This is a genomic window from Chitinophaga solisilvae (assembly GCF_009928525.1).
Classification (GTDB): Bacteria; Bacteroidota; Bacteroidia; order Chitinophagales; family Chitinophagaceae; genus Chitinophaga; species Chitinophaga solisilvae.
The window spans coordinates 89,853-99,174 of record NZ_JAABOK010000016.1 but is presented as its reverse complement, the minus strand read 5'-3'; the positions used below and the strand labels follow the sequence as shown (position 1 = coordinate 99,174).

Below are 9,322 nucleotides of genomic sequence, written 5' to 3'. Positions count from 1 at the left end.
AATAAGATGACAGATATCTTTCAATACATTTTGCAGGAACTGAAGAATGGACGCCTCAGTAAAGAGGCAGCTATGGAAATGCTGCATGCAGAACGGGAGAAGGCACGTATGGCCGCTCAATCGCCTGCGGCGGATAAGCCTACCGGTATTTTATTACAGCCGTTGTCTGCCAACGGACATCAGGAGGAAAGTGACGTGCAGGTAACGCTGGCAGCGCTCCCCGGAAACGGGCAACCGGCGCACGCGGCAGCCGTACCGGAAGAAACGGTGACCGACGCGGCTGCAGCTCCGCTCATTCCGCTGGAACAATTGCAGCAGGAGTTGATAATAAGCCTGGCTGATGCACTATATCAGAAAGCGGAGCGTATTGATCCGCATAAGAAATTCATTGAAATGGGACTCGACTCCATCGTGGGAGTGGAGTGGATTAGGGCTGTAAACCGTAAATACAGTGTATCCCTGTCTGTTACCAAGGTCTATGACTATCCCACTATCCATGAATTTGCGCCGGTGCTGCAGGCGGAAATGGGAAAGAAAGGAAAGAAGGGGAATAGCCGGGCTGTTCGCCCGGATGAAACGACTAAATCACCTGTCACGGCACCCTTAAAGGAAGAGTTGCCGGCAACACTGCCTGTACAGGACGTTATCCCGGCCAGCTATGGCCTGGTAATGAATGGTGTGCACAAACTGGAAGAACTGCAGCTGTTGCCATGGGAGAAGGAACCACCTGCGCCGGATGAGGTACGGATAGCTGTGAAGGCATCTGCTATCAATTTTCCGGATGTGATGTGCGTAAAGGGATTGTATCCTACCATACCTGATTATCCTTTTGTACCTGGCTTTGAAGTGTCAGGTGTAATAGATGCTGTAGGCAGCGCAGTATCAGGCTTTAAGCAAGGCGATGAGGTGGTGGCTATTACCGGCCGGCAGCTGGGTGGCCATGCTGCTTTTGTAAATGCGCCGGCGGTTAATACTGTCAGGAAACCTGTGAATGTATCCTTTGAAGAAGCCTGCAGTCTGCCGGTGGTCTTCGGAACGGTATACGCCGCATTTGAAACAGGACAGTTGTCTGAAGGCGAACATGTGCTGATACAGACTGCTACCGGAGGCTGTGGCCTGATGGCTATACAGCTGGCCCATCTTCGTCATTGCACTATATACGGTACTGCCGGTAAAACCGGTAAGCTGGAAATACTGCAGCAACTGCAGGTACCGCATGTCATGAATTATAAAACAGCATTTGATAAAGAGATCCTGCAGATCACCAATGGCAGAGGGGTAGATGTGGTACTGAATATGCTGTCGGGCGATGGTATTCAGAAAGGACTCAACTGCCTGGCTCCGTCCGGCCGTTACCTGGAGCTGGCGGTACATGCGCTCAAAACCAGTCCGGCCCTCGATCTGTCAAGGCTTACGGCTAATCAGTCACTGCATAGCATTGACCTGCGCCGTTTAGGTTTTGATAAAGGCGTACATGGAAAGGAGTTGCTTGAACGCATGGTATCCTGGGTGGAAGAGGGAAAGATTGTACCGGTTGTGTCCCGCGTATATCCGCTGTCGCGGATACAGGAGGCGCTGGCATACGTAGATGAAGGATTGCATATCGGTAAGGTGGTCATCAGTCATACGCAACAGGCGATGACAGATCTCACTGCACAATGTATACAGCGTTTGCAGGAGCATAAAGCCGCTGCAGACAAAAATATATTCACCCGTCATGATGCGCCGGCAGCGGATCAGCCGCTGACGGCCGCCTACGAAGGTATTGCTGTCATCGGCATCTCCGGACAGTTTCCGCAATCGGCCGATGCTGCTGCTTTCTGGCAGAATATAGCGGAAGGAAAGGATTGTATCACCGTTGTCCCGGAGAAGCGATGGTCCGTAGCGCAATATTATGACCCGGTGCTGTCGCCCGGCAAATCTAACAGTAAATGGATGGGAGCTGTGACAGATGCGGATTGCTTTGATCCCCTGTTCTTCAGCATCTCTCCGGTGGAGGCCATGGTCATGGACCCGCAGCAACGTCTCTTTCTGGAAAACTGTTGGCATTGTATTGAAGATGCAGGACTTGATCCTGCAGGGCTGTCAGGCAGCCGCTGCGGCGTATTTGTAGGTGTTGGCACGGGCGACTACGGTCAGGTGATGGATCAGCAACGGCTGAATGCACAGGGACTGATGGGAGTATCTACTTCCATTCTCAGTGCCAGGATTTCTTATCTGCTGAACCTGAAAGGTCCCTGCCTGGCTATTGATACCGCCTGTTCTTCATCGCTGGTAGCCATTGCAGAGGCATGTAACAGCCTGGTACTGGGTACAAGCGATCTGGCGCTGGCAGGTGGCGTTTGTGTATTGTCTGGCCCGCTGACGCATATCCTTACCAGTCATGCCGGTATGCTGTCACCGGAGGGCCGTTGCTTTACTTTTGATAACCGCGCTGACGGATATGTTCCGGGTGAAGGCGCCGGCGTGGTGCTGCTGAAAAGACTCTCTGATGCCGTTCGCGATAAAGACCCGGTGTATGGAGTGATCCGTGGGTGGGGCATTAACCAGGACGGAAAAACGAATGGTATCACTGCGCCAAGCGTGAACTCGCAGATAGCGCTGGAGAAAGAAATCTATCAGCGTTTCAATATCGATCCTGCTACCATTTCATTGGTGGAAGCGCATGGTACCGGCACCAAGCTCGGCGATCCCATTGAAGTGGAAGCGCTGACAGCCTCTTTCCGCGCTTTTACGGATAAGGAATATTACTGTGCACTCGGCTCTGTAAAAAGTAATATCGGGCACCTGCTTACTGCCGCCGGAGCAGCAGGCATTATCAAGGTACTGAAGGCGCTGGAACAAAAGCAGTTGCCGCCCAGCATTCACTTCCAGGAACTGAATGAGCATATTGACCTGGATAACAGTCCGTTTTATGTGAATACAAGCCTGCGGGAATGGCAGGCTGTTCCCGGTGTACCCCGGCGTGCTGCGGTCAGCTCTTTCGGCTTCAGCGGTACCAATTCACATCTGGTGGTAGAAGAGTTTGTATCTCCCTATAAAGTAAGCAGCCAGGCAACAGGCCCATTCATCTTTGTATTGTCTGCACAAAGTATGGAGCAGCTGAAAGTATATGCGGGACGCCTGAAAACCGCACTGGAAGCACAGGATACGCTATTTCCGGAAGATGTCGCCTACACGCTGCAGACAGGAAGAACTGCGCTGGACTGCCGCCTGGCGCTGGTAGCCGGCTCCCTGGCAGAGCTGCTGGATAAGCTGCAGCGTTATATAGCCGGAATCGCTGCAGAGGGTGTTTTCGTTTCCTGTATAACCAATGCCCCGGTAAAGGGAGCAACGGCAGACAGGGAAGAAGAACAACGTATGCTGCTGCAATTGTGGATACAACAAAAAAGACCTGATAAGATAGCCGCATTATGGACCGAAGGCAGCACGATTATATGGGAACGGCTATACGAAAATAGCCTGCCCCGCAGGGTGCACCTGCCGGGATATCCGTTTGCCCGTGAAAGTTACTGGACGGAAAATAATACGGAAGAAAGTACTGTGATACACACCACTGCCGTGCTGCATCCCTTGCTGCACCGTAATACCTCCGGTTTCGCGGGGATCCGCTTCAGCAGTACGTTTACAGGTAGTGAATTTTTCCTGGCAGATCATGAAGTGAAAGGACAACATCTGCTCCCAGGTGTCGCCTTTGTAGAAATGGCACGTGCCGCGATAGCAGAAGCTGCCACCGCTCCTGAACCGGGAATGCATCTCCGGTTCAGGCACCTCGTGTGGAAACGCCCGGCAGTGGCCGGAGCAACGCCGTTGCAGCTGCAGGTGCAACTGACAGCCGCACAGCAGGAAATCAGTTTTGCCATCGGTGACGATGGTAATATGACTCCCTGCTTCGAAGGCCATGCCGCCTGGCATCCGGGAACCGCTGCAACAGCAGATATTGCCGCTATTCAGGCCCGGTGCAACGAACAGCAGTTTTCCGGAAAGGAATGCTATGAGATCTTCAGATCGCTGGGAATAACTTATGGACCTTCATTTCAGGGTATTACGCAATTGTATACCGGACAGGGGCAGGTGCTGGCGGCTATCAAGCTACCTGATACCACCGGAGATGATGCCTCGCGTTTTGTACTGCATCCGGCCCTCGCAGACGCTGCGCTGCAGGCTTCCATAGGATTGCTGTTACAGCAGAAGGAACCGCTGAAGGCCGCCCTGCCTTTTGCACTGGAAACAATGGATATATACAGCGCCTGTACCAGCCATATGTGGGTGCATATACGTTTTAACAGCTCCGCCGTTACCGACAGCAAAGTACAGAAGCTGGATGCAGATCTGTATGATGCTGCCGGCAGGTTATGCGTGCGCATCACCGGTTTTACTTCCAGGATACCGGAAGAGAATATTCCGCATCACCCGGTCAGCAGCAATAACGAAGCACCGCTTACCGGTACCCTGATGATGACGCCGGTATGGGAGGCTGTCAACATACCACAGACAGCCGCCATAACGGCGCCCGCAACATGGTTGCTGGCAGGAGGCATTGCGGAAGACAGGCATACGCTGCAACAGCTCTTTCCACTGGCGCAGGTACTGCCACTACATGCACAAAACCCCGGCAATATAACAACAGGTACACACCTGGTATGGATAGCGCCTGATAACATACCTGACTTCAATGATTCCGCTGCCCTGATTGCTGCGCAGGAACCGGGCGTATTATCCTTTTTCCGCCTGATTAAAACGCTGCTGCAAAAAGGTTATGCCACCCATGAACTGTCATGGACAATCATCACACGTAGCTGTGTAAGTACCGGACCACATGACCGCATCCGCCCTGTTCACGCGGCGTTGCATGGTCTGTGCGGTGCTATGGCAAAAGAATTTCCACATTGGTCAGTGAGACTGGCAGATATTCCGGAAGGCGTGCCTGTTCCCTGGGAACAGATATTACGCCTGCCTGCCGATGCAGCAGGTAACGCGCTGGCATGGCGGGAGGGCAGCTGGTATAGCCAGCGCCTGGCGCTTTTGGAGCAGTCTTCCCCCGCCGCATCCCTATACCGCCGCAACGGCGTGTATGTAGTGATAGGTGGCGCCGGCGGTATCGGTACGGAATGGACGGAATATATGATCCGTAACTGGCAGGCACAGGTGATCTGGATAGGCCGCCGCCGCGAGGATGCAGCGATGCGGATCCGCCGTGAGCAGCTGGGAGCACTGGGGGTGATGCCTGACTATATACAGGCAGATGCAACGGATGCCGCCGCACTCCGTGCTGCACACGCCACTGTCGTGAGCCGCTACGGCCGTATCCATGGTGTGATACAGTCGGCCATCGTGTTACAGGACCAGGGCCTGCTGAATATGGAGGAATCCGCATTTCAGGCTGCGCTGCGTGCGAAGGCAGATATCAGCATACACCTGGCGCAGGTGTTCGGCAACGAAAAGCCGGACTTCGTGTTATTCTTTTCTTCTATGGTCAGCTACCTGAAAAATGCCGGCCAGAGCAACTATGCGGCCGGCAGCACTTTCGAAGATGCCTATGCCCGCTACCTGGCACAGCAATGGAACTGCCCCGTGAAAACAATGAACTGGGGCTACTGGGGACATACCGGTATCGTATCGGGGGCAGCCTACCGTCAACGGATGCACGATGCCGGTGTAGGATCTGTTGCTTCTCCTGAAGCCATGGCCGCGTTAGAACAGTTGCTCACCGGACCTTTCGACAGCATGGCGCTCATGAATGCCATTCAGCCTTTATCATCTCCTGTTATCCGCCCGCTGGAAAAAATAAGCGTATACCCATTACGGTTAGCATCCCTTACATCAGCATCAGCCGCTGTTTATCATCACCTGGAACAACCGGGGGACAGTATGACGGAACAGCTGCAACAGCTGGACAGACTGTTGTGCCGGCTGTTATGGGGGCAGCTGCAATCCATGGGGATATTCATTGAAGAAAGGGTATCGGTAGCTGCACTGAAAGCCGGTATCAGACTGCCCGCCGCTTATGATCGCTGGCTGGACGAAAGTTTGTCTCAGCTGGAGAAGCATGGTTACATGCAATATGATGGGAGGTATTGCATCGTACAACAGCTGCGCCCGACAGATATGAATGCCGCATGGCAGGAGTGGGAACAGCAGAAAGTCATCTGGAAGGAAGATGCCAGCATGCAGGCCCACCTGTTACTGGCGGAACATACGCTGCGCGCCCTGCCTAAAGTGCTGTCCGGGAAGAAATCTGCCACAGATGTAATATTTCCCGGTTCTTCCATGGAGCTGGTAGAAGGTATCTACAAGGAAAATAAAATCTCAGGTTATTTTGACCGTATGCTCGCTGCGACCATAGTAGCCTATATAGAAGAGCGGCGCAGGAAAGATCCTGCGGCAAAGATCCGGATACTGGAAGCTGGTGCAGGTACTGGAGGCACCAGTGCTGTATTGTTTGCGCATCTCCGGCCGTACGCAGCCAGTATTGAGACTTACTGTTATACTGATATATCCAGGGCTTTCCTGCTGCATGCAGAAGAGCATTATGGCCCTGATGTACCGTATTTGACATACAAAGTATTTGATGTATCCATTCCGGCAGCGGAGCAGGACATACCGGCAGGCGCCTACGATATAGTGATTGCGGCAAATGTGCTGCATGCCACGCCTGATGTGCGGAGGACGCTGCGCAATTTAAAGACGCTGCTGCCTGCCAATGGCCGGTTGCTGCTGCATGAGCTGAGTCAGAAAGCGCTGGTAGCCCACCTTACTTTCGGGCTGCTGGACGGCTGGTGGCTATACGAAGATGAGGCATTACGTATCCCCGGTTCTCCGGTATTGTCCCCGGAGAAATGGGTACAGGCGCTGCAGGACGAAGGCTTCCGGCAGATTGCTTTCCCGGCCGCTACTGCGCATCACCTGGGCCACCAGGTAGTCATCGCGGAAAGCGACGGTATCATCAGGCGGCCATTAATACTGTCACAGGAAAAAACAACAGCGCCTGTGCCTGTACCCGTCGCGGAACCTCAGCCACAGCAGCCGTCTTCCGGCGATGCGGTGCCCGCAGCCAGGGAGTTGATAAAGAAGGTACTGGCCAAAGCGCTGAAGCTGGCGCCGGAAAGGATCGGGCTGCATACGCCTTTTGAAAAATATGGTATTGATTCCATTCTGCAGGTAACGCTGGTGCGCGAACTGGAAAAAACTACCGGCGCACTGCCTGCTACCTTGTTCTTTGAATATGTGACAGTACAGGAGCTGGCAGAATACCTGGCTGTCAACCATGCCGGTCAGTTGATCTCCGACACGGATATACAGGCGGAAGTAACTCCCCCTGCTGCTCCGGTGACCGTGAGTAAAACAACGAAAGCGCAACCTGTACCATTGCCTGCAGCCGGCCATGGACCTGAAGATATAGCCATCATTGGTATCAGCGGCCGTTATCCGGGAGCAGATAACCTGGAAGTATTCTGGGAGAAACTGAAATCCGGTGCAAACAGCATTACGGCCGCACCTGCCGGACGCTGGAGAAATAATCCGGCTGCTTCTCATAACGGTAACGCACATACGGAAAGTGGGTATTACGGCGGATTCCTGGAACATACCGACAAATTTGACTACCAGCTGTTCGGGATAACTCCTGACCAGGTGCATGAGCTGTCGCCGGAAACGAGACTGTTCCTGGAAGTAGTATGGGAAACACTGGAAGATGCCGGTTATAATACCACCATGCTACAGCAGCTGCAAACAGCGCAGGGCGCAGGTGTGGGCGTATTCGCAGGAGCGATGTATAACCAGTACCCCTGGAGTATGCCTACGGCAGCATTGGGAGAACTAAGCTCCAACGCAACGGAATGGCATATCGCCAACCGCGTTTCTCACTTCTTTCAGTTGACAGGACCCAGCCTGGTAGTGAATACCGCCTGTTCCAGTTCATTGACAGCCATTCACCTGGCCTGCGAAAGCCTGCGGCAGCAAAACTGTGCAATGGCAGTAGCAGGAGGCGTAAACCTTACGCTGGCAGTATCCAAGTATGCGGCATTGCAACAGAAAAACCTGCTGGGGAGCGGACAGGAAAGCAGGAGCTTTGGCGTCAACACCGGCTTTATACCCGGAGAAGGCGTCGGTGCTGTTATCCTGAAACCCTTGTCACAGGCACTAAAAGATAAAGATCATATCCGCGGAATTATCAAAGGAAGTTTTATTAACCACAGTGGCGGGAGACAGTTGTACAATGCGCCTGATCCTAAGCAGGAAGCACAGCTGATTATTAATTCGCTCCGTCGTTCCGCTATAGACCCTGTCACTATCGGGTATGTGGAAGCTGCGGCCAATGGCTCTTCCCTGGGCGATGCCGTGGAAGTGGTGGCATTGCAGCAGGCCTTTGCATCGTTCACGGACAAAAAACAATATTGCGCACTGGGTGCGGTAAAATCCAACATCGGGCATCTCGAAGCGGCGTCCGGTATTTCACAGCTCACTAAAGTATTGCTGCAGCTGGAACATAAACTGCTGGTGCCTTCTATCAATGCCAATCCGAGGAATCCTAATATCCGGCTGGAACAGACTGCCTTCCGCCTGCAGGAAACCTGCTCGCCATGGGATGCAGTGACAGACCCGGTTTCAGGCATGACGCTGCCCCGGAGAAGTATGATAAACTCCTTCGGTGCAGGTGGCGCTTATGCCAGCCTGGTGATAGAAGAATACATTCCTTCACCGGTAACAGCCAGACAGGAACGTAAACCTGCTGTCTTCCTTTTCTCGGCCGGAACACCGCATAGTCTGTGGCAATACCTGGAAGCCATGCAGACGTTGCTGCATAAAAACAACACCGTTGCTGCCGCTGATATTGCCTATTCCCTGCTGCGAAATAATCATGAACTGCCTTACCGGGCGGCCATCATTGCCTCCTCGGCAGAAGAGCTGCTGGCAGGCATTACCGGGCTTCTTCAGGAAAGAAGAAGTACACCGTTTAAAGGTATTTATCTGCAGATAGCTCCACCTGCAGCAGAAATGCCTGATGAAGTGTTTATACCTGTCACTGCTACGGCAGACAGCAATTTGTATGAAGTAGCAGATAAATGGACAGACAGGTATGCCGTGGATTTCAGCGCATTGATAAATACGGGGACATCTCGTTTTATACCATTGCCCAAATATGTTTTTGATCATGGGCAGATATTCCACCCCGAACAGATTCAGCAACAACAGATACTCACTGATACAAGCCCTGATCCTGATGAACAACGGGTCCGCCAGGTGCTGGAACAGTTGTCAAAAGGACAATTATCAAGGGAAGCTGCCATGCAATTAATTCAAGTATAGAAAACGCAGGATA

At 52.9% G+C, this 9,322-nt stretch carries 1 protein-coding gene; it reads left to right on the top strand.

Annotated features, from left to right (window positions below):
• Positions 1-6 precede the first annotated feature (6 nt).
• Complete coding sequence (locus GWG06_RS25570) at positions 7-9,309, top strand: SDR family NAD(P)-dependent oxidoreductase (protein ID WP_160717046.1); 9,303 nt, start codon at positions 7-9, stop codon at positions 9,307-9,309.
• The last annotated feature ends 13 nt before the right edge of the window (positions 9,310-9,322 follow it).